Genomic DNA, 23,021 nt, shown 5'->3' on the forward strand with positions numbered 1-23,021 from the left:
GAACTGAGGCGTCGCGAGAGCGAACACTTCGACTACTACCGAGATCCGTCGCAGAATGCCAGGAAAAGAGGGTCAAAACCCCCTAATCGGGCGCGAAGTCACGGGCGTCGCCGGTCCGCCTGCCGGACGTCGTGCAGGTGGATGAGGACGTCGAAGGACTGTGCGAGCGAAATGTCCTGCGCTTCGACGGGGAACTGCGTCCCGATGCTGCGGGTGGGCCGGGCCGTGTCCAGCCAGGAGCGCGCGGACTGCGAGGCGGTGCGGATGTCGAGGTAGAAGTCCCGATGGCGGACCTGGTCGAGGGTGTCCTCGTTCGAGCCGCGCGCCGCCGCGGGGACGGTGAACTTCTTCCAGTCGCCCCCGAGCGCCGCGTCCTTCGAAAGGAAGGAACCGCGGTCGAAGGTGAAGCCGATCGGGAGATAGCCCGCGCCCATCGTGTCGCGGAGGAACGCGCCCTGCGCCTTCGGGTACATCACGGGATCACCGGAGAGGTAGGCGACGTGGCTGTTGTGCGCCGAGAGCAGGATCTTGTGGCCGGTCCGGCGCTGCCACCACGTCACGTTCTGCGCCATCACCTCGTCGCGCAGCCGCTGTGCCGCGGCGATCGACTTCGGATCCTGGACGTCCAGCGTGGCGAACTCGGTCGTCTGCGCGACCGAAAGGGCGTTCTGCGCGGCCAGGTCGAAGGCGTCTGATCCGGCGTCTTTCAGGCTTTTGACCAGCTGCAGCGCCTGCGCGGCCTTGGCGGCGAGCCGCTGCCGCTCCTCCCGCGGTTTGCCCAGATAGGCGATGGTGTCGTCGATCGGACGCAGTCCGGTGTACAGCTCGTTGAGCCGAGCCAAGGCCTGCGGGTGATGGCGGCCCACGTAGTCGGTGATCCGGCCGAAGAACCGGTCGTCCAGGGACGGGGCGCCGAGGTCGTCACCGACGAAGTGCACGGTGCGGCCGGGGTGGGCGCGGTTGTGATCCCGCATCCACTGGATGAGGCTCACGAATTCCTCGCGGTCCCACGGCGAGCCGGTCAGCGTCCGCTTCGCGATGTCCCGGGCGTCACCCTTGCCGGTCTGGACGAAGTCGTCGATCTCGAGTCCGGCCGACCAGCTCAGCTCCAGCGCGAAGGCCCGGAATCCCTTCTCCTCCACGAGATAGCGGAAGACCCGCTCCTTCATCGTGAAGAACTCGTGGGAGCCGTGCGTGGCCTCCCCCAGTCCGACCACCTTCGCGTTGCCGATCATCCCGCCCAGTGCGCGCAGGTCGGTGGTGTCGCGACGGGGTTCGGTCGAACGCAACGGATGCGCCGCCCGCTCGAGCGACCGCACCGGGTCCCGCCACGCCGCGGTGGTCTCCGCAGTGCTCTCTGCCGTGCTCGCGAGGGCCGGAGCCCCGAGGGGAGCCAGTACCGCTCCTGTCGCGATCACCGCGGCCACCACTAATCCGCGTCGTCCCAGCCGTCCGGCCATGCCGTTCACCCCTTGATCCGTGTCCACGCTGTCAAAAGCGATCATCGCGACGGATCGGCGGCGGCGCGTTGCAGCAGGGCTCCGACTTCGTACGGGGGAAAACCCCACCATGGCGGGAGCGGGTGGACCCGCCCGCCGGAGTGTGGGATCCGGCGAAGCTGGTCCACCCGCGTTTTCTCCCTCCCTCAGCGGCTGCTCGTCACTCCGCGCGCCACAACGCGGGTGTGGACGGCGGTTCCCAGCCCGGCTGGGCGGTGTGCCCCTGCAAGCACACATAACCGCGACCGCTGAAAGTGACCCGGGTGCCGGCGGAATAGCCGGTTCCCGCCGCCCAGGTCGTCCCGCCGGGCGGGGTGGAGGTCGAAGTCGACGTCGGGGTCGTGGTCCTGGTCGTGCTGGTGGGCCGGGACGTCGACGTCTGCGGCACGTTGAGCACGAAGTCGAACGCGGCCTCTCTGCCGGGCGGCGCTTCCCGCACGGTCATCAGCAGCCGCGGGTCGAAGATCGAGTCGGTGTTGTTGCGCGGCTCGTTGGGGAAGTAGAGCTGCGTGGTCAGCACCGGCCTGCCGGGCGCCTGCACCTTGACGTGGATATGCCGCGTCCGCCCGGGGTACAGGCCGGGCACGATCGTGCTCAGCGAGAACGCACCCTGGTCGTTGGTGAACTGGTGACCGCGGAAGGTGTACCCGACGTTGTCGTAGGCACCGTTGACGTCCGCCTGCCAGAAGTCCAGCAGCGCCCGCGCGATCGGCAGGCAGCCGAGACCGAAGACGTACCCCGACACGGTGAGCCGCGTGCCCGGGGTACCCGACGTCACGAGCGACGTGCGCTGCGGGGAATTCGGCTTGAAATAAGGACCTTCGGTCTGCGGCGGGGTGGGGTCGTCGCCGTCGTCACAAGCCGGGGTCAGTTCCGGTGCCTGCCCGCTCGCGACGGTGGTGCGTGCGAGTGCGGGGCCGCCGATCAGCGCCACCGGCGCCGCGACACCCGCGGCGAGGGCGGCCCGCAGCACCGTCTTGCGGCTGAGTTTGTTCTCGTCGTCCATACCTGCTCCTCGTGGGGGCTTCGGGAATCACCCTCGACGGTATGGAGAAGATCAGCGGCGGACGATGGACTGGTCCGGTCAGTCGTGGTGAATCTCCGGGGCGGCGTCGCCGGTGCGCCGGTAGTCGCCGGGGCTCAACCCGGTCTCCCGCCGGAAGAATCGGCAGAAGTACGCCGGATCCGCGAACCCCACCCGGCTGGCCACTTGCCGTACGGAGAGATCGGTGCCGAGCAGGAACCGTTTCGCCTCCCGGGTCCGCGCCTCCCGCATCAGCTGCGCCGCCGTCCGGCCGGTCGCCGTTTTCACCGCGTCCGTCAGATATCCCGGCGTGACACCGATCCGTTCGGCGAGCGCGCCCACCGACCACAGGCCGAGATCGGGCCTGCCGAGCAGGCGGGCGAATTCCGTCCCCACCCCCTGGGCGCGGGCGGGCGGCCGCGCGTCGGCCAGTCCCGGCAGTCTTCCGGCGCGCACGATCAGGACGTGCATCAGGGCGCGCAGCACGGAATCCGTGCCCTGACCGCCACTGCGGAACTCCTCGTCCAGTTCGGCGATCAGCCGCGCGGTCTCCTCGGCCTGCCGCTCGCCGAGCGGCCACGGCTGCTGGCTCAGGCGTCGCAAGGTCTCCCGGTCGGCCGGATGGTCCAGCAGGAAATCGTCGGTGAACAGCACGACGTGACCGCTCAGTCCCTGGGCATCCCAATGATGCACCTGCCCCGGTGCTATCACCGCGAGTTGTGGTGGTCCCAGCTCCCAGCGCGTGAAGTCGACGACGTGGTCACCGGTACCGCCGGTGACGTAGACGATCTCGTAGAACGTGTGCCGGTGCGGGAAAGCCGCCCGCGACATCGGGCCGATCGTGTCGAACGTGCCGACCGTGAACGGCAAAGCGTCCGGCGCGCGCACCTCCAGCCGGTGCAGGGGCAATTCGCCCGCCTTCGGCTGCAGGCAAGGCGTTCTGGGCAACACCGTTGTTCCACGCATGGACCGGTCCCTTTCGCCACCTTGGGAGAAAAGTCTAGACCAATGCGGGGTGTCGTCGCTCCCGCCGGAAGTCGCTCTCCGCGGATGCCCGGTCGGCGGGTGCGCTGGTCATGACCGGTACAGTCCCGATGACCTCACCGTACGTTGAAGGGCCACCACGCGATGTTCCCGACCTCGTCGCGGTCGCGTGGGCGAGCCTGGTGGCTGCTCGGCGGCCTCGCCGCCACGATCACGGCGTGCGTAGTGGCGCTCCTGACGGCCGGGAGTTCCCACAGCGACCTCGAGATCTACCGCTTCGGCGTCGACACCTTGTGGAGTGGCGGCGACCTCTACGGCTCGTTGCCGCTCTCCGAGGCCGGTATCCCGCTGCTGTTCATCTATCCGCCGTTCGCCGCGCTGCTTCTCACTCCTCTGGCGCTGTTGCCGTGGAATGGCGCGGTCATCGCACTGTTCTTGGCCGGCCTGGCCGCGCTCGGGATCACCTTCTACGCGATCACCCGCACCCTGTGGCCGGCCGGAGATCGCCGGAAGGCGCTCCTCGTCGCCTCGCTGGCGATCACCCCGGCGCTCTTCCTCGAACCGGTCCGCCAGACGCTCGGCTTCGGCCAGATCAACCTGCCGCTGATGGGACTGGTCGCCGCCGACTGCCTGCTGGCGAAGGGCCGCTACCGGGGAATCGGCGTCGGAATCGCGGCGGCCGTCAAGCTGACCCCGATGGCGTTCCTCCTCTTCTTCCTGGTGCGCAGGGACTTTCGCGGCGCGTTGACCGCGGTGGGCACTTTCGGGGCCACGTCGGCCATCGCGTTCCTGGTCGCCCCGGAGGCGTCCACCCGCTACTGGTTCGGGGGATTCGCCGGAGCCTCGGGAATCAGCGGTACCTCGTTTCACACCAACCAGACGCTGCAGGCCGTACTGGCGCGATTCGGGGTCGGCGCCACGGCCGCGACACCGCTGTGGCTCTTCCTCACCGTCGTACTGCTGGCACTGGTGACCGTGACGATGTACCGCTCGGCGGCGGTCCCGGCACTCCTGCTGAACGCGACCTTCGCCCTGCTCATCTCGCCGACGTCGTGGTCACACCACTGGGTGTGGATCGCGCCGGCGTTGTTCACCACGGCGGCCTGCGTCGTTCTCCACCGCCACGACAAACGCCGCGCGCTGACCTGGCTGGCCGTCACCGGGATCACCGCCACGATCTTCGTCGCGGCGCCGTTCCGGTACTTCCCAGCCTTCGACCGGCCGGGCCAGACCTGGACGGCGGCCCAGCAGTGGCTGGGGAACTGTTACGTCGCCGCGGGCCTGGTCTTCATCGCCGTCGCGGCCGTTTTCGCGGTGAGGAACCGCCGGGAGACCGCGTAGCCGATCCTTGACACTCCACCCATCTAGAGACCTATAGTACTAGGTAACTAGATAAATGGAGTCGAGATGATCGAGTTCCACCTGGAGGACCACTCCGGCCTGTCGCCGTACCTGCAGATCGTCCGCCAGGTGCGTCAGGCGTTACGGCTGGGCCTGCTCGGCAAGGGCGACCAGCTGCCGACGGTCAAGGAAGTGGTGTCGCGGCTGGCGATCAACCCCAACACCGTGCTGAAGGCCTACCGCGAGCTGGAACACGAAGGTCTTGTCGCCGCCAGGCCGGGAGTCGGCACGTTCGTGACGGCCACGCTCACCGACGGCTCGCTCGCCGCGCACGGCCCCTTGCGCCTGGAACTGCGGCGCTGGCTGGGCAAGGCGCGCCGGGCCGGTCTCGACGAGGAGAGCATCGAGGCGTTGTTCATGACGACCTTTCGGACCGCCGCTGGAGAGGAAATAGCATGACCACCGTCTTGCAGGCCGAGGGTCTGGGCAAGAGATACGGGAAGAACTGGGCGCTTTCGGACTGCACGCTGGACATCCCGGCCGGGCACGTCGTGGGGCTCGTCGGCCCCAATGGAGCGGGCAAGACCACGCTGCTGAACATGGCTTCCGGCCAGCTTCCGCCGACCACCGGCCGGATCTCCGTGCTCGGCGGACGTCCCGGCGCCAGCCCGGCCCAGCTCGCCAAGGTCGGTTTCGTCGCGCAGGACACGCCCACCTACGCCGGCCTGTCCGTGGCCGACCATCTGCGGCTCGGCGCGCGGCTCAATCCCGGCTGGGACGACAGGCTGGCCCGCGAGCGGATCGCCAGGGTCGGCCTCGATCCCGCGCGGAAGGCCGGGAAGCTCTCCGGTGGCCAGCGCGCCCAGCTCGCCCTCACCCTCGGTGTCGCCAAGCGGCCCGAACTGCTGATCCTCGACGAACCCGTCGCCGCGCTCGATCCCTTGGCGCGCCGGGAATTCCTGCAGGGCCTGCTGGAGGCCACCGTCGAGCAGGAGCTCAACGTGGTGCTGTCCTCCCATCTCGTCTCCGATCTGGAACGCGCCTGCGACTACCTGATCGTGCTCATCGGTTCGCGCGTCCAGGTTTCCGGAGAGGTGGAGAACCTGCTCGCCACCCACCACCGCCTCACCGGGCCGCGCCGAGACGCCGCCCGGCTGCCGTCGGCCCAGCACGTCGTTTCCGAAAGCCACACGGACGTGCAGAGCACGTTCGTCGTCCGCACCGGCGAACCGATCCATGATCCTGTTTGGACGGTGACCAAGCTGAGCCTGGAAGACCTCGTTCTGGCCTACCTGACCAAATCCGCCCCCACGAACCAGCGGCCGGTCCTGGAGGCGCAGCGATGATCTGGCTCACCTGGCGTCAATTCCGCGCTCCGGCCTTCGCGCTGTTCGGCGCACTGGCGGCGCTCGCCGTCATCCTGGCGGTCACCGGACCCGGCATCGCCGACGAATACGCCGCCGGAGTCGCTTTGTGCGGCGGCGATTCGGACGCCTGCAAGGAGTTCATCGACCGGTTCTTCAACGACTACCAAAGCGTCTTCCTCGCCGTCAACGCGATCGTTCTCCTGCTGCCCGCGCTCATCGGGCTCTTCTGGGGCGCACCGCTGTTCACCCGAGAACTCGAGACCGGGACACATCGGCTGATCTGGAACCAGAGCGTCACCCGGACCCGCTGGCTGGCGGTCAAACTCGGGATCGCCGGGCTGGCCGCGATGCTCGCCGGCGGCCTGGGCAGCCTGGCCGTCACCTGGTGGGCGAGCACCTTCGACCAGGCCGCCATCGAGGACTTCTCGCGGCTTTCGGCGATGGTGTTCGACGCACGCGGCGTCGTCCCCATCGCGTACTCCGCCTTCGCCTTCGCGCTCGGTGTGACCGTCGGGATGCTGGTGCGCCGCGGCCTGCCCGCGATGGCCATCACGCTGGCCGCCTTCGCCGCGATCCAGATCGCGATGCCGCTCGCGGTCCGGCCTCATCTGCTGCCCGCGACCGAGGCGACCGTCGAGCTCTCACCATCCATTATGGACGGACTGCTTCGAAATCCCAGCAGCGGCTTCATGAACATCAAGGCCAAGGCACCGGATCCGGGCGGCTGGCTGCTGTTCAGCCAGACCCTCGACCCCGCGGGCAACGCCATCGACAGCATCCCGGTATCGATGTCCTCCGGCCCGTGCGGCGCCTCGGAACCTCCCGGCTCCGGGGCCGACCCGATGTCGTCGTGCCTCGCCGAGATCAACCGGCTCGGCTACCGGCAGCAGTTGGCCTACCACGCCCCGACCCGGTTCTGGCCCTTCCAATGGATCGAAAGCGCGATCTATCTCGGCCTCTCCCTCGCTCTCGCCGGGTTCTGCTTCTGGTGGATCCGCCGTCGCCTCGCCTGAAAGGACCTCGATGCTGGATCTGACCGGCACCACCACCCTCGTCACCGGGGCCAGCGGCGGGATCGGCAGGGGGATCGCCCTGCGGTTCGCCGAGGCGGGCAGCGCCGTCGCCGTGCACTACCGCCGCGGCCGGGCCTCGGCGGACGCGCTCGTCGAGCGGATCGAGGCGGACGGCGGCACGGCCGAAGCGTTCGCCGCCGACCTGTCCGACGACGGCGAATGCCACCGGCTCGTGGCCGCCGCCGCGGCCTGGACCGGACGGCTGGACACGCTGGTCAACAACGCCGGAGTGCAGCCGGTCGAGCCGCTGCCGGGAATGTCGGCGGAAAGCTGGCGGACCGTGCTGGAGACGAACCTCACCAGCGCGTTCTCCTGCACGCAGGCCGCGGCCGGGGTGATGACCGGCCGCGGCGGCAGCGTCGTCCACATCGCCTCGATCGAAGCGGACCGGCCGGCGCCGGGGCACGCGCACTACAGCAGCGCCAAGGCCGCGCTGGTGATGCACGCCCGCGCCGCCGCGCTCGAATACGGTCCGCACGGTATCCGCGTCAACGCCGTCTCCCCCGGCCTCATCGACCGTCCCGGTCTGGGCGATGCCTGGCCCGACGGCGTTCATCGGTGGGAGAAGGCGGCGCCGCTGGGCAGGCTCGGCACTCCTGCCGACGTCGCCAACGCCTGCCTCTTCCTGGCCTCCCCGCTCGCGGCGTGGATCACCGGGCACAACCTCACCGTGGACGGGGGTGTGTCGGCGCATCCGACGTGGTGATCGCGGGTTGTGTGTCATCTGACGCAGATTCACGGGCGTGGCCGCGCCTACCTTGACGGAAGTTCGTTCCGCACAAGGGGGAAACGTGATGCGCACACCCAAGGCCCTGCTGGCCGCCACCCTGGCTCTCGCCGGCGTGAGCACCGTCTTCACCGGCTCCGCGTCCGCGGCCACCGGATGCACGTGGACGCGGGGCACGCTGCCGCTGCCCGCCGGAAGCACGACGGGCAGCGTGAGCGGGGCGGCGAACGGCGGCTGGTTCGTCGGCGGCGGCTCCACCACCGACGGCGTCCGGTGGCACGGCGGAGTCGCCGAGAACCTGGGTACGGCGTTCGGCAAGCAGACCGATCTCAACGACATCAACTCCTCCGGTGTCGCCGTCGGCAGCACGATCGCGAACTCGTCCTACGACGGCGCCGTCGTCTACCGCGGCGGGCAGTACGAAAAACTGCCGGTGCCGCAGGGACTCCGGATGGCGAGGGCCAAGGCGGTCAACGACGCGGGCGACATCGTCGGGATGGCCTCGGGGATCGGGGACGCCTTCGATCTGCTGCTGTGGCCCGCGTCCGCGCCCGGCACGGTGCAGGTGATCAACCCCGATCCGGCGGTCTACTCGTACGTGAGCCCGGTCGACATCGACGAGCAGGGCCGGATCCTGATCCGCGCCCAGGGCAGCGAACTCGCTTACTTCCTTCGTGAGGCCGACGGATCGCTGACCAAGCTCGCGCTGAAGACCGACTACGTCAACGCCTTCCGGGGCGGCCGCATCTCCGGCGAGATCTCCGAGGCCGGGAAATGGGTGTCCGTCGAATGGGACACCACCGGGCAGATCGTCCGGCGGCTCGACGTCCGCGCCAGGGAGACCGTCGTCGATTCCGGCACACTCACCTCGGGCACCTACCGGACGGCCGACAAGCAGTACGCGGTCGGTGTCTGGGACGGCAGCGCGCTCACGCAGACCCTTCTCACCGATCCCGACGGCGACTTCGCCAAGCCGGTGCTCACCGACGACGGCGTGATCGCGGTTTCGTATTTCTACACCGGGGTCATCGCGACGTTCACCCGAAGCTGCTCCTGAATTCGTTGGCGGGCACCGGGGCCCGCGTGCTGTGATGACCGGCATGAACGACCGGGAGACACGGGAACTCGCGCCTTGGGGACGACTGGAGCCCGGCGTACGAGGCGACTCTCGGATATCGGTCTCGATCGGGCCGGGCGGTGAACTCGTCGCGCTGTGGTCCGCGGCGTCCGATGTGGACGCGTTCCTCGCGATGACCACCGACCCTGGCGGAGCGAGGTTCCCCGACCCGCGGACCCCGCGCCCGGTCACGGCGCGGGTCACCGTGCAGACACCGGATTCGCGGCTCCTGGTGCGGCTCACCGACGTCCCGCTGGCGTACCCCAGCGTCCAGCCGATGCCGGACGGGCACCTCCTGCTCGTCGGCTCCCGGGCGCGCTGGCGGCCGGAAGGCGCCGACCGCAACGCCATCCTGTACGACTCCGCCGGCAACGCCGTCGCAGAAGCCACCCTCGGCGACGGCATCCAGCACGTCATGACCACCGGCGAAGGCAAGATCTGGGCCGGCTATTTCGACGAAGGCGTTTACGGCAATTACGGCTGGGGCTTCGAGGGACCCGAACCGCTCGGCGCCGCCGGACTGGTCCGCTACACCCCGGAACTGCGGCGGGACTGGTCCTTTCCCCTGAACCACGAGCAATTCGACGGTATCGACGACTGCTATGCGCTCAACGTCGACGGTGAGACCGCCTGGGTCTGTTACTACGCGGACTTCCCGGTCGCGCGAATCCGTGACGGTGTCGTGAAATTCTGGGAGAACGACGTCGCGGGCGCGAAGGCGATCGCGGTCGCCGACGACGTCATCGCCTTCTGCGGTGGTTACTCGCCCCATTACGACAGGCTGGTCCTGGCGCGGCTCGGCGACGACCGCACCCGGATCACCGGCGAGTACCGGCTCACCTTGCCCGGCGGAGAACCGATTCCCGCCGGAAGCGCCCTGATCGGCCGGGGTTCCGCGCTACACGTCGTTACCGAGGACACCTGGTACCGGCTGGACATCACCCACCCTCTGTGACGTCCACCACACGGTCCGGAGTGGCGTGCTTTCACTGCGAAACGGGCCACCACACCATTAGGTAGTAATTCCGGCCGCCTTCATCAAATCTGATTACCTTCGTTGTGACGGATTGTCGATCCCGGCATCGGTAAACGATTTCCGAACTCACTCGTGCGCGACTTGCCTCGCAGCACACATCCTGTGACGCTCCGTCGCCGCGCTGCTACTGTTCGGCCCGCCCGATCCGGATCGGTTTCCGCCGGAATTCGGTTAGCACGCAACGTTTATCGCGCCGGTTCTCGGCACCACCTTCAGAAAAGGCACCACTTGACGGATCTCACTCACCCGTGGATCGTGACCGCGTTCCACGGGGCCGACGCCTGCCTGCTCGATTCCGTCCGTGAACTCAGGGCCCGGATCCTCTTCGACCACGGCCGCCGCCCGGCCTTCCGGCAGGCCGACGGATCCCACGCCGACGACCAGGATCTCGACCTCGGGGCGTGGCATTTCATCGCCCGGCAGCATGCGGACGGTCCCCCGCTCGGCTACATCCGGCTCTCGACCCCTGCCACCGGCGACCGGTTCCAGTCGCGGACCTACCTCGGCAGCGAGCGGTACGAGGATCTGCTTGCCACTGAAGGCATCGCGGTGGACGACACGTTCGAGCACAGCCGGCTCGTCGTCGAGCACCGGTCCCGCAAACTCGGGCTCGGGCAGTACCTCAACGCGCTCGCCATCGGAGCCGCGCACCACCTCGGCGCCCGCGCCATGATCGGCACGTCGGGCACGAAGGACGGACAGGACCGCTTCCACGAGCAGTTCGGTTTCCGGAGCATGCCGGGCACCCGGCATTACGTCGAGAAGTACACCGAAGACGTCGTGATCATGTTCCACCGCGTAGCCGACGGAGCCGGACGGCACCACGACCTCGTCGCCCGGCTGCGCGACGAATTCCCCCGGATCGCCGCCGACGCTCCGGCACGGCTCGCTTCCGCGTCGCCGTCCGAGCGGCAGGCGCCCACCGCCCTCGCCGACGTCGCCGGGCCTGACCGCGACGTGTGGCAGCCGACCCTGCTCGCACCTCGCGGTGCGGCCGATTTCGCCGCCCTGACAACGTTGCTGGCCTCCGGTGAGGTCCGCGAAGTCCACGACACCATCGACGAGCAACTGACCGAACTGATCCGCAGCCGCGAACCGTCGTGCCGCGACACGAGTGAGATCGAAGCCAAGAAACGCGAACAGGTCGCCGGGCTCGCGCTCTGGGAATACGGCACCTGGGTCTGGTACCCGTGGTCGCAGCGGCTCGTGCATGTCCTGCCACGCGACGAATTCCGTCTCGTGCGCACCGATCGCAACCGCGGCAAGGTAGACCGGCCCGAGCAGCGCCGCCTGCTCGGCAAGCGGATCGGGATCATCGGCCTCTCGGTCGGCAACAGCGCCGCGCTCACCTTCGCGCTCGAAGGCATCGGCGGGGCGTACAAACTCGCCGACTTCGACGACTTCAGCCTCTCGAACCTGAACCGGCTGCGCGCGGGTGTGCACGAACTCGGGGTCAACAAAGCGGTCCTGTCCGCGCGCCAGATGTTCGAGATCGATCCGTACCTGGACATCGAGATCCACCGGGGCGGCCTGACCGAGGACAACATCGAAGCGTTCTTCGTCGGCGGGCAGGGCGTGATCGACCTGCTGATCGAGGAATGCGACACCCCGTGGGTCAAGATCGCCGCGCGCGAGTACGCGCGGGATCTGCGCGTCCCGGTCGTGATGGACTGCAACGACCGCGGCATGCTCGACGTCGAACGCTTCGACCTCGAGCCCGATCGGCCGCTGCTGCACGGCCTGCTCGGCGACATCAAATCCGTCGACGTGGCCGGTTTGAGCCACCAGGAGCGAGTCGACCTGATCCTGTCCATGGTGGACGCCGACCGGATCAGCCCGGAACTGGCCGCCTCCTTCGGCGAACTCGGCCGCACGTTGAGCAGCTGGCCGCAACTGGCGTCCGGCGTGGCACTCGGCGGCGCCCTGTGCGGCGAGGCCGCGCGGCGCATCCTGCTCGACCTGCCGTGCGCGTCGGGCCGGTTCTACACCGACCTCGACCGTCAGCTCAGCCCCGAGCGGAGCACGGTCACTTGAGCACCGTGCCCGTCCGGATCGCCGGCACCGGCGTCCACCTGCCACCGGAAATCGTCACCAACCAGCGGCTCGCCGAAACCCTGGACACCTCCGACGAATGGATCGTCGCCAGGACCGGGATCCGGGAACGCCGCCGGCTCGCCCCCGGCCTCGCGACGTCGGACATGTGCGTCGCGGCGGCGCGTCCGGCACTGGCGGCGACCGGGTGCACCGCACTGGACGTCGACGCGATCATCGTCGCGACCTACACCTACGACCAGCCGCTGCCGTCGACCGCGCTGATCGTCAAGGAGGCACTCGGCGCGCACCGGGCGCTCACCTTCGACATCACCCAGGCCGCCTGCGCGAACGGCGTCCAGGCGCTGTTCCTCGGTTCATTGCTGCTGCAGAGCGGCGCGGCGGACCGGGTTCTGGTGGTCGCCGCCGACAGCGCGTCCCGCGTGACCGACCCGGAGGACCGCACCACCCGTGTCTTCTTCGGTGACGCCGCCGGGGCCGCCCTGCTGACCACCTCGACGTCGCCGGGTGCCGGGTTGCTCGGCTGGGATTTCGGCGCGGAACTGTCGTACGACGTGGAAATCCCGGCGGGCGGCTCGCGGCTGCCCGCCGGGGCGACGACGTTCGCGGACAAACGGCACTATCTCAAGATGAACGGCCGGACCGTGTGGGACACCGCGACCCGGTGCCTGCCGGACAGCGTCCTCAACGCCGTCGGCCAAGCCGGGATTTCGGTCGACGACGTGGACCACTTCTTCTTGCACCAGGCGAATCTGAACATCGTCGTGGCCGCGATGGACAAGCTCGGGGTCCCGCGGGAGCGCGCGCCGATCACCGTGGACCGGCTCGGGAACACCGGTTCGGCGGGAGTGTTCACGGTGCTGCACCAGAGTTTCGCGGACGGTTCCGTGCGGGCCGGGGACACGTTCGTGGTGTCGGCGATCGGGGCGGGGTTCCAGTGGGGGACGCTGTGTTTCCGGCACGGCGCGTCGTGAGTGAGGGCGTCGAGCCAACCCGCGTTTAGTCCTCTACTTGCGTTCGCCTTCACCGGCGCTGGAGATCGGCGACCAGCGCCGTCTGCTTCCCCGTGATGGCCACCGCCAGCGGACGTTCGAGCCCGGGAAGTCGCGCCACCTGAAGGAAAACTCGGCGCGCCTGGAGCAGGAGCCGGTTCGCGGGCAGGAACCAGCGCGCGCCGCGGCGGGCGACTCGTTGCTTCTCGGCCACCACCGGGCGGACGAGGTTTTCGTACTGCTCGAAAGCGGCCTCGACCGAATCCGCTGTCCCGAGCTGCTCCGCGAGAACGAACGCGCCCATGATGCCCAGCGAGGCGCCCTGCCCGGCGAGCAAGGAGACGGCGTAACAGGCATCTCCGGCAAGGACCACCCGGCCGCGGCTCCACGACGGCATCTCGATCTGGGCGACCTGGTCGTAGTACACCTCCGCCGATGGCGGACAGAGATCGAGCGCCTTCGGCACCGCCCAGCCGAGCGAGCGATAAGTCGACTGGAGTGCCGATCGAGGATCGGCTGGCAGGGTGGTGTCCGCGGTCCGGTGCACGGCGAACGCTGCGAGCTTGCCGTCGCGGAGGCCGTAGAAGCCCATCTGCTTGCCGATGGTGTCCGTGAGGCAGAACCGGTCCCCGACCTGCTCGCGGATCTCCGCGTCCTCGAAGACGAACGCCGCCGTGTGGAATCCGAGGTCTCTCAGGAACCGGTCCTCTTCCCCGAAGACCAGCCGTCGCACGGTCGAATGGATCCCGTCCGCGCCGACCAGCAGATCGACGTCGAGCACCTCGCCGTCCGCGAGGGTGATCCGTACGCGGTCGCCCAGGTCGTCCACACCGGAAACCCCCGCGCCGAACCGGAGGTCCACTGTGGACGGCAATTCCGTGCGCAGCACCCGCTCGAGATCGGGTCGCATGATGCTGCACAGCCGTCCGCGCACCGACTTGGCGAACCGGGCGTAGTCGATCGCCGCCCGGCGGCGGCCGTGCTCGTCCAGCAGACTCGCTTCGTCCACCTGGTAGGCGGCTTCCTGGACCTGGGGCAGCAGGCCCATCTGCTCGACCGCGTCGTATCCGGGGCCGAAGAAATCGATCATGTACCCCTGGTCACGCGGCCCCGCCGCGCGCTCCAGCACCACGACTTCGACATCGCGCGCCGCGAGCCTGTGGGCCAGCGCCAAACCGGTGATCCCGGCACCGCAGATCGCCACCTTCATCGGATTTCCTCCCTTTCGGTTCAGCGGACCAGCCTGCGCAGAACGGCTGCCATGACGCCGGGGTCGGTCTCCGGTTCGAGTGCGCGATGCAGCAAGAGCCCGTCCACCGTGGCGAAGAGCACCGCGGCCGTTGCTTCGGCCTCAGCCACGCCGTTCGCGGCCAGCCAGCCGCCGACCTTCGTGCGCAGATCGGCGAGGAGATCCCGGATCCCTTGCCTCAACGTGTCATCGCGCGTCGCGGCCAGGTAGGCCTCGGCGAACAACAACGACGTCGGGTCGGTGCCGGTGTATCCCCCGACCGACGCGAGCACCGCGTCGACCGCTTCCTCAGGCGTCCCAGCGGTTTCCAGCATCGGCGCGAAGGCGCCGGCGACCTCGCGCATCGCCCCCAGCACGCCCTCGACCAGCAACACCTGCAGCGACGGGAAGTGATAGTGCACAACGCTCGGCGTGACCCCGGCGCGCTCGGCCAGGATCCGCGTACTCACCGCGGGCCAGCCGAGTTCGGGCACCAGCGCGACCGCGGCGTCCAGCAGCCTCTGCCGCACGGCCTGACCACGAGCAGCGGCTGGAGAGACTGCCACTTCGCCTCCTCGGGCGTTCGTCCTGAACAGTCGTCCTGTACGACTGACCTGATCGTACGCCCCGTGTCGATCGCCGCGCAAACCCGGCCCCTGAGATTCGTCCCGATAAAAATGACCTCACCGCGCACCGACGCTTTGGCGAAGCTTTCGCTCTCACACCACTTTTGGAGGGCCCATGGTCTCGAAGCCGCGCCTCGCACTGGTCATGCTCGTTCTGGTGATCTTGGCGGGCGGAACGCTCGCCTTGATGATTTCGCTCGACGCGAGTGCCTTCTGGGCCAAGACCCTGCCCATCGCCGTGCTGGTCGGCGGGTCCGTCTTCGCCCAGTCCCTCGGCCTCTTCAACAAAGCAACGAAGAAATGAGCCGGGGACCGGTCCCGGTCTCCACCACTAGCGTCCCTGCCCGTGGACGAACTGGGCGCGTATATCGAGCGCTATGAGACGAACAATCGCCGTCGAGCGCTGATGGCCGTGGTCGCGGTGGTGCTCGGCCTGCCGATCGCGCTGATCGGGGTGGTCCTGTTCGTGCTCGGCGAGCAGGGCAGGGGCGGCTCGGCCCAGATGATTCCCGGCGTCATCATCGGCTGCGGACTGGGCCTGGCACTCCTGGGAATCTCGCTCGCCTGGCAGGCCGCCAGGAAACGCGGCGAGGTGTTCACCTTGTACGAAGCCGGGTTCGTGCACACCTGGGGCAAGGTGACCACCGTGGTGCCGTGGAACGCGATCGCCACGGCGGTCGACCACAGCAAGACCAACATCCTCGCCAAGACCTTCGGCGGCGATGTCGGCTGTCTCGTCAGGCTCGCCGATGGACGGAAAGTGCTCATCAACGGCTACACCGAAGGCGCCGCTTTGCTGGCACACAACATTTTCGTGGCCACCGGCCAGCGTCAAGCCTGAGCTAGACGCCCTGCGGCGCGAAGGTCCTGCGGTAGTCCTGCGGGGAAACTCCGACGACCTTGTGAAAATGGTGGCGCAGCAACGCTCCTGAGCCGAAACCACAGCGTCGCGCGACCTCGTCGATGCCCATCGTCGTCCGTTCCAGCAGCGATCTGGCGTGCAGTACCCGCTGGGTCGAGAGCCACCGATGCGGCGTGGTGCCGGTCTCCGCGACGAACTTGCGGGCGAACGTGCGCTCCGACATCCGGGCGTGCCGCGCGAGGTCGGCGACGGGGTGTTCGCGTTCGATGGTGTCGAGCATCCAGGTGAGCACCGGCTGCAGGCTGTCGCTGGTGCATTCCGGGATCGGCACCTCGACGAACTGCCGCTGCCCGCCTTCGCGCTGCGGCGGCACGACCATGCGCCGGGCGATCGACGTGGCCGCGGCGGAGCCCAGTTCGCGGCGGACCAGGTGCAGGCAGGCGTCGATGCCGGCGGCCGTGCCCGCGCTGGTGATGATGTCGCCGTCGTCGACGAAGAGGACGTCGGGGTCCAGTTGAGCTTCGGGGAAGCGTTTCCGGAACCTGGTGCTGTGCCGCCAGTGGTTCGTGCACCGCCGCCCGTCGAGCAGGCCCGCGGCCCCCAGCACGAATCCGCCGGTACAGACCGAAAGCAGCGTGGCACCCCGCGCCGAAGCCGCCCGGAGCGCGTCGAGCACCGCGGGCGGGTACTCGTCGCGAACGGTGCAGGCGGACATCACGACCAGATCGGCGTCCTCGGTCGCTTCGAGCCCGTGTTCCGGGGTCACCGTGACTCCGTGGCCGATGCTCAACGGCCGCCCGGCCTTCTCCGCGCACACGCGGAAGTCGAGCAGTGGCACCCCGTCATCGGTCCGGTCCTCACCGAAAACCTCACAGACGACGCCGAACTCGAACACGGCGAAGTCGTCGATCAGCACTACGGCGACGCTCTTCAACATGACCGAAGCATAGCTGGCAGGATTTTGATGCACAACGACAGAACTGCCACTTTTGGCAGGATGTGAATCAGCGCAAACTTACTGCCATGACCGCAATCATCGCCACCCTCGCCCTCGTCGCCCTCGTCACCTACGCCCTGCAGCGCAACCACGCGCGTCAGGGATACCCGCGAGTCGCGGGCAGCGACCACGCCGAAGCCACGAACCCCGTACAACGATGGGAAACCCGCCACACCGGAGGCGCGACAGCTTGAGCCGTATGCGCGGAAACCCTGACTGAAGAACCGCAGTTCAGCAGGGCTCTTCGCGAGAAATCCGGTGAACCCTCCCGACGAGGAGGTGTCACGAGAGACACGTTCACCGACGACAGCGCGAACGCAGCCGGAATCCGCCGAGGTCAGAGCCACAATCACGGCTTCAAACCTCATCTTCCGCATTTTCTGCCGGTTACCAGTTTTCTGGTTAGGGTGCAGTGGTGCAAATGGGTTAACTCGGGCGGAAGGAGAGCGCGCTGTCATCGGCGCGTGGCTGAACATGAGTGCGCAGGACGGTAAAAAAGCGGAACAAGAGGGTGTTGCGGACTCCGCAACAGATCTCGCAAACGCACCGGACACGACAGGTCCCGGGCACACACCCGACGAACACGTCCCACTCGACCTCGCTTCCGAAAGGCCTGCCGAGACCGATCGCACGGTTTTCGGTGTGGCGGCGGTGCTCGCCCTCGCGATCATCGTCTGGGGAGTCATCTCCCCGGAGAGTCTCTCGAATCTCGCGTCGAAACTTCTCAATGACGCCGTGATCCCTTACGGCGGTTGGGCTTTCGTGCTCACCGCGAGCGGTTTCGTGGTTTTCGCGGTCTGTCTGGCCATCAGCCGCTACGGCCGGATCCCGCTGGGCGGGGACAAGGAACTGCCCGAGTTCCGGACGTCATCGTGGATCGCGATGATGTTCAGCGCCGGGATGGGCATCGGCCTGATGTTCTTCGGCGTGTACGAGCCGGTCTCCCACCTCGCGAGCCCGCCTCCGGGCACCGCGGCGCCGAACTCCGACGAAGCCGTCCACACCGCGATGGCAACGACGTTGTTCCACTGGACCGTGCACCCGTGGGCGATCTACGCCGTCGTCGGTTTGGCGATCGCGTACAGCACCTTCCGCAAGGGCCGCACTCAGCTGATCAGTTCGGTGTTCGCGCCGCTGATCGGCAAGCGGCGCACCGAAGGCCCGCTGGGCAAGGCGATCGACATCATGGCGATCTTCGCCACGTTGTTCGGGTCTGCCGCCTCACTCGGCCTCGGCGCGCTTCAGGTCGGTGGCGGTATGGGCGCCGTCGGCTGGATCGACGATCCCGGCAAGGGCCTGCTGGTCGCGATCATCGCGATCCTCACCATCGCGTTCATCGCTTCGGCGGTATCCGGTGTGGCCAAGGGAATCCAGTGGCTGTCCAACATCAACATGGTGCTCGCCGCGATCCTCGCGGTGTTCGTGCTGGTGGTCGGGCCGACCGTGCTGATCCTCAACATCGTGCCGGGCGCGATCGGCGACTACTTCCGTGAACTGGCGGAGATGTCCGGCCGCACCGGGATGACCGGTGGCGACGAGATGCAGACCTGGCTCGGTGGCTGGACGGTCTTCTACTGGGCATGGTGGATCTCGTGGACGCCCTTCGTCGGCATGTTCATCGCGCGGATCTCCCGCGGCCGCACGATCCGGCAGTTCATCTTCGGTGTCATCGCGATTCCGAGCATCGTGAGCCTGATCTGGTTCGCGATCTTCGGTGGCGCGGCGATCAGCAGGCAGCGGTCGGGCACGGACATCGCGGGCGCGGGCAGTGCCCAGTCGGCGACGTTCGAACTCCTCGAGACCCTGCCGTGGTTCATCCCGATCGCGATCCTGGTGATGATCCTGGTGTCCATCTTCTTCGTCTCGGGCGCGGACGCCGCGTCGGTGGTGATGGGCACCCTGTCGCAGCGCGGCAGTGTGCACCCGAAGAAGGGCGTCGTGATCTTCTGGGGTGTGCTGATGGGCGCCGTCGCGGCGGTGATGCTGCTGGTCGGCGGGAACAAGGCGTTGACCGGTCTGCAGAACCTCACGATCCTGATCGCGGTGCCGTTCGTGTTCGTGATGGTCGGGCTGTGCGCGGCGGTCTGGAAGGACCTGCGCAACGACCCGCTGATGAAGCAGGAAGACGCGATGATGTTGTCGCTCAAGGAACTGCACGAGGAACGCACCAACGGTGGCGGACGCCGCCGGATCCTCGGACGTACGAAGCAGAAGTCCTGATCTGATGCGCGTGAAGGCCCCCTTCCCTCGGCCACGGTTTCAAATGACCAGTCGAGGGAAGGGGGCCTTCACGCGCTACCAGGGCGGTCAGGCGTGGCCGATCGCGACGAACGCGCACAGGGCGAGGTAGCCCAGATCCAGCAGCGCGACTTTCGGTTCGTGACGGCGGATGCGCAGGACCACGGCGCCGGCCATGACCAATGCCAGCCCGAGCGCGGCCAGCGGGACCAGCACCGGTGCGATGTCCAGCAGTGCGGGCAGGATCAGGCCCACCGCGCCCAGGATCTCGACCGCCCCGATGGCTTTCACGGCGCCCGGGCTGAAGTCCAGGACCCATCCCGCGCCGGACGCCACCCCGGCGATCTTTTCCCTCGGCACGAACAGTTTCCCGACGCCGGACACGAGATACATGACGGCCAGCAGCCAGGCGACGATCCACAGTGCGGTGTCCATCAGTGCCCCAGTTGGCCCGGCTGGTAGTCGCCAGCCGGCTGCCGGGTGATGACGTTCAGCCGGTTGAAGGCGTTGATGAGCGCGATCTGGGTCACCAGCGCCAGAAGCTGCTCGTCGTCGTAGTGCTTGGCGGCGGCATCCCACGCCTCGTCGGTGACGCCGCTGCCGTCAGCGAGGCGGCAGCCCTGCTCGGTGAGTTCCAGCGCGGCGCGTTCGGCCTCGGTGAAGACCGTCGCCTCCCGCCACGCCGCGACCAGGTTCAGCCGGGTCGACGTCTCCCCCGCGTGCGCCGCGTCCTTGGTGTGCATGTCGAGGCAACCCGAGCAGCCGTTGATCTGGCTGGCCCGGATGTTCACCAGTTCCCTTGTCGCCAAAGGGAGTTCCGTGGCCTCGATGACCTTCGCCGCCGAGACGAGGTGCTTCACCAGCTTCGGCGCGAGAGCGGTCTTGAAGAGTTCGAGCCTTGCCTGCATGGGATTTCTCCTTCTCGTCCAGGTTCACTTACTTGGACGAGAAGGGCTCCGGAGAGGTAACACCCATGGCCGCGAGGCGACGTGGATCACTCACGGAGTCGATCGCGACGATCCGGCCGTCGGCGATGGTGCACGCCATCACCCCCGCCAGCTTGCCGCGCTTGTTCCAAGCCACGATGCCGAGCTTGCCGTTGACCAGCGCAGGACGCACGGTCACCACGGCACGGGCGCCACGCTGCACGCGGGTGGCCACCTCGGCCGAGCCCAGCTTCACGACCACGCCGTGCGCGGTCTCCGAACGCCACGTCACCTCGGGGTCGAGCACTTGGAGCAGCCCATCGAAGTCTCCTTCGCGCGCGGCTGCGAGAAACGCGTCGACCACCGCACGCTGCTGCGGTTCGTCGGCGGGACGCCGTCCCTGCACCTTCCGGCGGGCGCGGCTGGCGAGCATTTTGGCCGCGTCCGCGGATTTGCCGAGGATCTCGCCGACCTCGGCGAACGGCACCGCGAACAGGTCGTGCAGCACGAACGCCAGCCGCTCCGACGGGCCGAGGGTGTCGAGCACCACGAGCAGCGCCAGCCCGACCGACTCGGCGAGGACCGCGTCTTCCTCGGGCGCCGCGTCCTCGTCCTCGATCACCATCAGTTCGGGCAGTTCGTCGTCGTAGGAGGCCTCGGGGCGGGCCTTGCGTGAACGCAGCACGTCGATACAGACCCGGCCGACCACGGTGGTCAGCCAGCCGGAGAGGTTGCCGATCGCGGCCGCGTCCTGGCGGGCGAGCCGCAGCCACGCCTCCTGGACCGCGTCCTCGGCGTCCGCCCGGGACCCGAGCATCCGGTGAGCCACCGCCACCAGGCGCCCGCGTTGCTCCTCGAAGGCACCCGCGAGGGCCTCGTCCGGGCCTGCTCCGGTCATGTTCGTCACCTTCCTCCAGCGAACCCCGTCATGACCATGACGAGCCCCGCAGGCAAAAGGTAACCGGGCCGAAAAGCGCGTGAGGGCCACCCTCAGGGACTCTGAGTCCCTGAGGGTGGCCCTCACGCGCTTTCAGGGGCCTCAGACGTCCCGGATGGGCGTCTTGACGACCTTCTTCATGCCGGGGTTCTTCGTCTCCGGCCTCTTCTGCGGTTCGGCGGCCGAACCGCCGATACCGGACTCGATCGCGGCGGTGACGATCAGGTTCCGCTCATCGGACGAGATCGTCTCGCCGTCGAGCAGTTCCTGCGTCACGGCCCGGACGTACACCACGAACTGGTCGTTCGACGAGTAGTCGGACTCGTCGTCGATGACGTCGTTGATGGTGCAGCCGTTGCCGGTGTCGCGGTTCTCGACCTGGCTGTCCGCCGTGCCGAGGATCACGGTGTCCCGGACGTCGGAGTCCGGGCAGGCGTCCGGCCCCGGCGGTGTGGCGACGATGGTGAACGCGCCGCCCTGTTCCGCCGAGACGTTGCCCGCCTTGTCCGCGGCACGGTAGATCAGCATGTGCGTGCCGAGCTCGGTCACCTTGACCGGCGCGGTGTAGACCGTCCACGCCCCGCCGTCCAGTTTGTACTCGATCTTGTCCACACCGGACCCGGTGTCGGTGGCGGTCAGGTTGATCGTCGCGTCCTCGATGTAGGACCAGCTGCCGTCCAGGTCACCGCTCACCACCACGGAAACGACCGGTGCGGTGCTGTCGTCGCCTTCGACGATGGTGAACGTCACCGTGCCTTCGGCCGAGACGTTGCCCGCCTTGTCGGTCGCGCGGTGGTTCACCGTGTGCGCGCCGACGACGGTGAGCGCGAGCGGCGCCGTGTACGCCAGCCACGGGCCACCGTTCAGTTTGTACTCGACCTTGTCCACACCGGACCCGGCGTCGGTGGCCGCGAGGGTCACGGTCGCCTTGCCGACGTAGTTGCCGGCCGTGTCCTTGGTCCCGGTGACCTCGGAGGTCACTGTCGGCGCGGTGATGTCACTGCTGACCACCGTGAAATGCGCCATGCCCTCCGGCGAGACGTTGCCCGCCTTGTCCGAGGCCTTGTAGTGGACCATGTGCGCGCCCGGCGCGGAAACCGCGACCGGTGCCGTGTACGCGGTCCACGCGCCATCGTCCACTTTGTACTCGACCTTGTCGACGCCGGAACCGGCGTCGGTGGCGGTGAGCTTCACGGTGGCGGTGTCGAGGTAGTCGCCGGCGGTGTCCTTGGTCCCGGTCACTTCCGAGGTCACCGTCGGCGGCGTGGTGTCACCGGGTTGTCCCGTGACGACGCTGAACGACGACATCCCTTCCGGAGAAACGTTTCCGGCCTTGTCCGTCGCCTTGTAGTGGACCATATGCGAGCCGACCGCGTTGACCACGACCGGAGCGCTGTACGCCGTCCACGCGCCGCCGTCGAGCTGGTACTCGACCTTGTCCACACCGGACTGGCTGTCGGTGGCGGACAGGTTCACCGTCGCGGAGCCGACGTAGTTCCCGGCGGTGTCCTTGGTGCCGGTCACGTTCGCGGTCACGGCCGGCGGCGTGGTGTCGGGGGTCGGTTCACCGGTGACGACCAACTCGCCGACCATTTTGCTGTGTCCCTGCACCGTGCAGTAGAACCGGTACTTCCCGGGCGTGAACGTCACGGTGGCTTCGTGCTCACCGTTCTTCTCGTCGAAGGGATTGGCGAGGATATTGAGACCGACGTCGTGGTTGTAGCCCGGGGTCGTGGTGTCGAACGTCAGGGAGTGCGACATCGTCGAACCGAGGGCTTCGGTGTTCTTGAACAGGATCGTGGTCTCGCCGGCCACCGCGGTGGCCGGCGCGCTGAGGTAGTGGTCGGTGCTGTCGCCCGCGGTCCATTCCAGGGTCTGGACGGGCGCGGCGGAGGCGGGTGCGGACGAGCCCGGTAATACCAGGCCCACTATCGCGAGCGCCGCGGCCAGCACGGCCGCGACGATGATTCTTGGGGACATCGCAGGGAAACCTTC

At 68.1% G+C, this 23,021-nt stretch carries 23 protein-coding genes; 13 read left to right on the plus strand and 10 right to left on the minus strand.

The window, feature by feature from the left end:
• Positions 1 to 98 precede the first annotated feature (98 nt).
• From ACLJRL_RS25815 to ACLJRL_RS25825, 3 genes are all read right to left on the minus strand, one after another.
• On the minus strand, positions 99 to 1,460 hold the full coding sequence (locus tag ACLJRL_RS25815) for an erythromycin esterase family protein (protein ID WP_410658851.1): 1,362 nt from the start codon (positions 1,458 to 1,460) through the stop codon (positions 99 to 101).
• 199 nt (positions 1,461 to 1,659) lie between these two features.
• A complete protein-coding gene (locus ACLJRL_RS25820; RefSeq protein ID WP_410658852.1) occupies positions 1,660 to 2,505 on the minus strand; it encodes a carbohydrate-binding protein in 846 nt (281 codons plus the stop codon).
• Between the two features lie 78 nt (positions 2,506 to 2,583).
• Entirely contained in the window at positions 2,584 to 3,489 is a 906-nt protein-coding gene (locus tag ACLJRL_RS25825; protein ID WP_410658853.1) for an AraC family transcriptional regulator, read from the minus strand.
• 162 nt (positions 3,490 to 3,651) lie between these two features.
• Here ACLJRL_RS25825 and ACLJRL_RS25830 point away from each other — a divergent pair, with 162 nt between their 5' ends.
• The 9 genes from ACLJRL_RS25830 (at position 3,652) to ACLJRL_RS25870 (ending at position 13,194) form a co-directional block, all read left to right on the plus strand.
• Positions 3,652 to 4,848, plus strand: a complete 1,197-nt coding sequence (locus ACLJRL_RS25830) for a glycosyltransferase 87 family protein (protein ID WP_410658854.1) — start codon at positions 3,652 to 3,654, stop codon at positions 4,846 to 4,848.
• A 66-nt stretch (positions 4,849 to 4,914) separates the two neighbouring features.
• Positions 4,915 to 5,307: a GntR family transcriptional regulator gene (locus ACLJRL_RS25835; RefSeq protein WP_410658855.1), complete on the plus strand. Its 393-nt coding sequence runs from the start codon at positions 4,915 to 4,917 to the stop codon at positions 5,305 to 5,307.
• Positions 5,304 to 6,194 carry an ABC transporter ATP-binding protein gene (locus ACLJRL_RS25840; protein ID WP_410658856.1) on the plus strand — a complete coding sequence of 297 codons (891 nt, stop codon included), beginning with the start codon at positions 5,304 to 5,306 and terminating at the stop codon, positions 6,192 to 6,194. The genes ACLJRL_RS25835 and ACLJRL_RS25840 overlap by 4 nt, the downstream gene beginning before the upstream one ends.
• Positions 6,191 to 7,228: an ABC transporter permease gene (locus ACLJRL_RS25845; protein ID WP_410658857.1), complete on the plus strand. Its 1,038-nt coding sequence runs from the start codon at positions 6,191 to 6,193 to the stop codon at positions 7,226 to 7,228. Before ACLJRL_RS25840 ends, ACLJRL_RS25845 begins: the two co-directional genes overlap by 4 nt.
• A 10-nt stretch (positions 7,229 to 7,238) precedes the next feature.
• Positions 7,239 to 7,994 (plus strand): SDR family NAD(P)-dependent oxidoreductase, encoded by a 756-nt coding sequence (locus ACLJRL_RS25850; RefSeq protein ID WP_410658858.1) that lies wholly within the window; start codon positions 7,239 to 7,241, stop codon positions 7,992 to 7,994.
• A gap of 88 nt (positions 7,995 to 8,082) precedes the next feature.
• Complete coding sequence (locus tag ACLJRL_RS25855; protein WP_410658859.1) at positions 8,083 to 9,072, plus strand: hypothetical protein; 990 nt, start codon at positions 8,083 to 8,085, stop codon at positions 9,070 to 9,072.
• 34 nt (positions 9,073 to 9,106) lie between these two features.
• The gene (locus ACLJRL_RS25860) at positions 9,107 to 10,087 is read left to right on the plus strand and encodes a hypothetical protein (protein ID WP_410658860.1); all 981 of its coding nucleotides are present in this window, start codon (positions 9,107 to 9,109) and stop codon (positions 10,085 to 10,087) included.
• 336 nt (positions 10,088 to 10,423) lie between these two features.
• A complete protein-coding gene (locus ACLJRL_RS25865) occupies positions 10,424 to 12,202 on the plus strand; it encodes a ThiF family adenylyltransferase (RefSeq protein WP_410658861.1) in 1,779 nt (592 codons plus the stop codon).
• Positions 12,203 to 12,207: 5 nt separating this feature from the next.
• Complete coding sequence (locus ACLJRL_RS25870; protein ID WP_410659056.1) at positions 12,208 to 13,194, plus strand: 3-oxoacyl-ACP synthase III family protein; 987 nt, start codon at positions 12,208 to 12,210, stop codon at positions 13,192 to 13,194.
• Positions 13,195 to 13,243: 49 nt separating this feature from the next.
• On the opposite strand, the gene ACLJRL_RS25875 is transcribed toward ACLJRL_RS25870, so the two are convergent.
• Both ACLJRL_RS25875 and ACLJRL_RS25880 read right to left on the minus strand, forming a co-directional pair.
• Positions 13,244 to 14,422 carry an FAD-dependent oxidoreductase gene (locus ACLJRL_RS25875; RefSeq protein ID WP_410658862.1) on the minus strand — a complete coding sequence of 393 codons (1,179 nt, stop codon included), beginning with the start codon at positions 14,420 to 14,422 and terminating at the stop codon, positions 13,244 to 13,246.
• Between the two features lie 20 nt (positions 14,423 to 14,442).
• Positions 14,443 to 15,006, minus strand: coding sequence for a TetR/AcrR family transcriptional regulator (locus ACLJRL_RS25880; protein ID WP_410658863.1), 564 nt, complete (start codon positions 15,004 to 15,006; stop codon positions 14,443 to 14,445).
• Positions 15,007 to 15,181: 175 nt separating this feature from the next.
• Between ACLJRL_RS25880 and ACLJRL_RS25885 the strand changes: the two genes are divergently transcribed.
• Together ACLJRL_RS25885 and ACLJRL_RS25890 are read left to right on the plus strand one after the other, a co-directional pair.
• The gene (locus tag ACLJRL_RS25885; RefSeq protein WP_410658864.1) at positions 15,182 to 15,370 is read left to right on the plus strand and encodes a hypothetical protein; all 189 of its coding nucleotides are present in this window, start codon (positions 15,182 to 15,184) and stop codon (positions 15,368 to 15,370) included.
• Positions 15,371 to 15,412: 42 nt separating this feature from the next.
• A complete protein-coding gene (locus ACLJRL_RS25890; RefSeq protein WP_410658865.1) occupies positions 15,413 to 15,907 on the plus strand; it encodes a hypothetical protein in 495 nt (164 codons plus the stop codon).
• Between the two features lies 1 nt (position 15,908).
• Here ACLJRL_RS25890 and ACLJRL_RS25895 read toward each other — a convergent pair whose 3' ends face one another.
• On the minus strand, positions 15,909 to 16,865 hold the full coding sequence (locus tag ACLJRL_RS25895) for a GlxA family transcriptional regulator (protein ID WP_410658866.1): 957 nt from the start codon (positions 16,863 to 16,865) through the stop codon (positions 15,909 to 15,911).
• Between the two features lie 86 nt (positions 16,866 to 16,951).
• On the opposite strand from ACLJRL_RS25895, the gene ACLJRL_RS25900 reads away from it, so the two are divergent.
• Both ACLJRL_RS25900 and ACLJRL_RS25905 read left to right on the plus strand, forming a co-directional pair.
• Entirely contained in the window at positions 16,952 to 17,119 is a 168-nt protein-coding gene (locus ACLJRL_RS25900; protein WP_410658867.1) for a hypothetical protein, read from the plus strand.
• Positions 17,120 to 17,399: 280 nt separating this feature from the next.
• Positions 17,400 to 19,145 carry a BCCT family transporter gene (locus tag ACLJRL_RS25905; protein ID WP_410658868.1) on the plus strand — a complete coding sequence of 582 codons (1,746 nt, stop codon included), beginning with the start codon at positions 17,400 to 17,402 and terminating at the stop codon, positions 19,143 to 19,145.
• Between the two features lie 87 nt (positions 19,146 to 19,232).
• Here the strand turns inward: ACLJRL_RS25905 and ACLJRL_RS25910 are convergent, their stop codons facing one another.
• From ACLJRL_RS25910 to ACLJRL_RS25925, 4 genes are all read right to left on the minus strand, one after another.
• Positions 19,233 to 19,598 (minus strand): DoxX family protein, encoded by a 366-nt coding sequence (locus tag ACLJRL_RS25910; RefSeq protein WP_410658869.1) that lies wholly within the window; start codon positions 19,596 to 19,598, stop codon positions 19,233 to 19,235.
• The gene (locus ACLJRL_RS25915) at positions 19,598 to 20,071 is read right to left on the minus strand and encodes a carboxymuconolactone decarboxylase family protein (protein WP_410658870.1); all 474 of its coding nucleotides are present in this window, start codon (positions 20,069 to 20,071) and stop codon (positions 19,598 to 19,600) included. Before ACLJRL_RS25915 ends, ACLJRL_RS25910 begins: the two co-directional genes overlap by 1 nt.
• A 28-nt stretch (positions 20,072 to 20,099) precedes the next feature.
• Positions 20,100 to 20,987, minus strand: a complete 888-nt coding sequence (locus ACLJRL_RS25920; protein WP_410658871.1) for a sigma-70 family RNA polymerase sigma factor — start codon at positions 20,985 to 20,987, stop codon at positions 20,100 to 20,102.
• 141 nt (positions 20,988 to 21,128) lie between these two features.
• Positions 21,129 to 23,006: an OmpL47-type beta-barrel domain-containing protein gene (locus ACLJRL_RS25925; protein WP_410658872.1), complete on the minus strand. Its 1,878-nt coding sequence runs from the start codon at positions 23,004 to 23,006 to the stop codon at positions 21,129 to 21,131.
• Between the last annotated feature and the right edge of the window lie 15 nt (positions 23,007 to 23,021).

It is taken from the genome of Amycolatopsis sp. lyj-112 (genome assembly GCF_046549055.1).
Classification (GTDB): Bacteria; Actinomycetota; Actinomycetes; order Mycobacteriales; family Pseudonocardiaceae; genus Amycolatopsis.

Excerpts from the sequence above, each read along its gene's own strand:
- ACLJRL_RS25915 (WP_410658870.1), bottom strand. The coding sequence starts at position 20,071 with ATGCAGGCAAGGCTCGAACTCTTCAAGACCGCTCTCGCGCCGAAGCTG.
- ACLJRL_RS25920 (WP_410658871.1), bottom strand. The coding sequence starts at position 20,987 with ATGACCGGAGCAGGCCCGGACGAGGCCCTCGCGGGTGCCTTCGAGGAG.
- ACLJRL_RS25815 (WP_410658851.1), bottom strand. The coding sequence starts at position 1,460 with ATGGCCGGACGGCTGGGACGACGCGGATTAGTGGTGGCCGCGGTGATC.
- ACLJRL_RS25905 (WP_410658868.1), top strand. The coding sequence starts at position 17,400 with ATGAGTGCGCAGGACGGTAAAAAAGCGGAACAAGAGGGTGTTGCGGAC.
- ACLJRL_RS25820 (WP_410658852.1), bottom strand. The coding sequence starts at position 2,505 with ATGGACGACGAGAACAAACTCAGCCGCAAGACGGTGCTGCGGGCCGCC.
- ACLJRL_RS25845 (WP_410658857.1), top strand. The coding sequence starts at position 6,191 with ATGATCTGGCTCACCTGGCGTCAATTCCGCGCTCCGGCCTTCGCGCTG.
- ACLJRL_RS25885 (WP_410658864.1), top strand. The coding sequence starts at position 15,182 with ATGGTCTCGAAGCCGCGCCTCGCACTGGTCATGCTCGTTCTGGTGATC.
- ACLJRL_RS25855 (WP_410658859.1), top strand. The coding sequence starts at position 8,083 with ATGCGCACACCCAAGGCCCTGCTGGCCGCCACCCTGGCTCTCGCCGGC.
- ACLJRL_RS25900 (WP_410658867.1), top strand. The coding sequence starts at position 16,952 with ATGACCGCAATCATCGCCACCCTCGCCCTCGTCGCCCTCGTCACCTAC.
- ACLJRL_RS25875 (WP_410658862.1), bottom strand. The coding sequence starts at position 14,422 with ATGAAGGTGGCGATCTGCGGTGCCGGGATCACCGGTTTGGCGCTGGCC.
- ACLJRL_RS25910 (WP_410658869.1), bottom strand. The coding sequence starts at position 19,598 with ATGGACACCGCACTGTGGATCGTCGCCTGGCTGCTGGCCGTCATGTAT.
- ACLJRL_RS25835 (WP_410658855.1), top strand. The coding sequence starts at position 4,915 with ATGATCGAGTTCCACCTGGAGGACCACTCCGGCCTGTCGCCGTACCTG.
- ACLJRL_RS25840 (WP_410658856.1), top strand. The coding sequence starts at position 5,304 with ATGACCACCGTCTTGCAGGCCGAGGGTCTGGGCAAGAGATACGGGAAG.
- ACLJRL_RS25925 (WP_410658872.1), bottom strand. The coding sequence starts at position 23,006 with ATGTCCCCAAGAATCATCGTCGCGGCCGTGCTGGCCGCGGCGCTCGCG.
- ACLJRL_RS25895 (WP_410658866.1), bottom strand. The coding sequence starts at position 16,865 with ATGTTGAAGAGCGTCGCCGTAGTGCTGATCGACGACTTCGCCGTGTTC.
- ACLJRL_RS25825 (WP_410658853.1), bottom strand. The coding sequence starts at position 3,489 with ATGCGTGGAACAACGGTGTTGCCCAGAACGCCTTGCCTGCAGCCGAAG.
- ACLJRL_RS25860 (WP_410658860.1), top strand. The coding sequence starts at position 9,107 with ATGACCGGCATGAACGACCGGGAGACACGGGAACTCGCGCCTTGGGGA.
- ACLJRL_RS25850 (WP_410658858.1), top strand. The coding sequence starts at position 7,239 with ATGCTGGATCTGACCGGCACCACCACCCTCGTCACCGGGGCCAGCGGC.
- ACLJRL_RS25830 (WP_410658854.1), top strand. The coding sequence starts at position 3,652 with ATGTTCCCGACCTCGTCGCGGTCGCGTGGGCGAGCCTGGTGGCTGCTC.